1 protein-coding gene is annotated in these 1,792 nt (G+C 69.9%); it reads left to right on the top strand.

The genetic code is table 11. From position 1 onward, the window contains the following. Window positions 1-228: 228 nt before the first annotated feature. On the top strand, window positions 229-1,776 hold the full coding sequence (locus ACWV17_RS33790; RefSeq protein ID WP_455362665.1) for an IS4 family transposase: 1,548 nt from the start codon (window positions 229-231) through the stop codon (window positions 1,774-1,776). Window positions 1,777-1,792 lie beyond the last annotated feature (16 nt).

Raw genomic sequence — 1,792 nt, forward strand, 5'->3', positions numbered from 1 at the left:
CCCAAGGCCGGGTAGTTAACGCATTCGTGCTGGTGGCAAGCGAGTTGGTAGGCGTTGCGACATCGAAGGGAACGTGGGCAACGGAGCCCCCGTTGGAGCAGGTAGTCCGCCAAGACTTCTGCCACCCACGGAGCTCCGTTGCCTGTACGTCATTGTGCCCTGCCGCCTGGTCTGACGACCGTGTCCCGCCAGTTCACGGTGGCCGGAGGTCGGTTCGCTCCTGGCCACTTGGGTGAGCTGACCCAGGTGCTGCCCTTCGAACTCGTCGACGCCGTCCTGGAAGAGACGTTGACCGTGCAACGCCGGCTGCGGGATCTGCCCTCTCGGGTCGGGGTGTATTTCGTGCTCGCGATGTGCCTGTTCCCGGAGGTCGGCTACCGGCTGGTGTGGCAGAAGCTGACCGCAGCGCTGACAGGGGCAGGGCTGGAGATCGCGTGGCCGACCGCGAAGGCCCTGCGTGACCTGCGTCGCCGCATCGGTGCCGCGCCGATGCGGAACCTGTTCGAGGTACTGGCTGGGCCGCTGGCCCGGCCGACGACGCGTGGCGTGCGGTTCGGACCGTTCCGCACGGTCTCCTTCGACGGCTGCAGCTCCATCAAGGTCCCCGAGAGCGACAGGAATGTGGACTGGTTCGGACCGCAGAGCCGCGGCGGCTACCCCATGGTGGAGCTGATGACCCTCGTGGAGACCGGCACCCGGGCCCTGATCGGCGCTGTGTTCGGCCCCACCAGGGTCGGCGAGACCGACTACGCCCGCCGGCTGCTGCACCACCTGCGCCCCGACATGCTGGCCTTATGGGACAAGGGGTTCGACGCCAACGCCTTCCTGGCCGCCGTGGCCGGCACCGGCGCCCAGTTCCTGGGCCGGCTCCGCGCCAACCGCCGCACCCCGGTCCTGGCCCGCCTCGCGGACGGCTCCTACCTGTCCGTCCTCGGTACCGTCCCGGTCCGCGTCGTCGAAGCGACCATCACCGTGACCTGCAAGGACGGCACCTCGTTCACCGGCTCCTACCGCCTCGCCACCACCTTGACCGACGCGCGCCGCTACCCCGCCGGAGCCCTGGTCGCCCTCTACCACCAGCGGTGGGAGCACGAGTCCGCATATTTCGCGCTGCGGCACACCCTCTGGCAGGGCCGCGTGCTCCGCTCCGGCGACCCCGTCGGCGTCGAGCAGGAGATGTGGGCCATGCTCACGCTCTACCAGTCCCTGCGGACGGTCATGGTGGAGGCCGCCGAGTCCCGGCCCGGCACTGACCCAGACCGCTGCGGCTTCACCACCGCCCTGCACACCGCCCGGGACCTGGTCGTCCAGGCCACAGGCATCACCGGACACGGCACGACCGGCGTCATCGGCCGGCGGATCCTGGCCCAGCTCCTCCCACCCAGGCGGCCCCGCGTCAGCACCCGCAAGGTCAAGTCACCGATCTCCCGCTACCACGACCGCCAACAAGACGGCCGCCCGGACACCAGCCGCACCGTCACCGGCCTGGCCATCACCATCCTCGAACCCGAGCCTGACCTGCCCGCCGTCTCACACGACGACCGCCACACCCCGCTCGACAACCGCCGCCAGCAGCGCGTCCTGGACCTCCTCGACACGGAACCCGACCGCCACTGGCACCCGCGCGACCTCGCCCGCCACCTCGGCGACGTCACCCTCGGAACCATGCGCCGACAACTCGATCGATGGGCCCGCCTGGGCCTCATCCACAAAGCCGGACCCGCCACCTACCGCACAAGCCAGGACAACCCCTTGCCACCAGCACGAATGCGTTAACTACCCGGCCTTGGGC

The sequence above is a fragment of the Streptomyces mabaensis genome, from assembly GCF_053763515.1.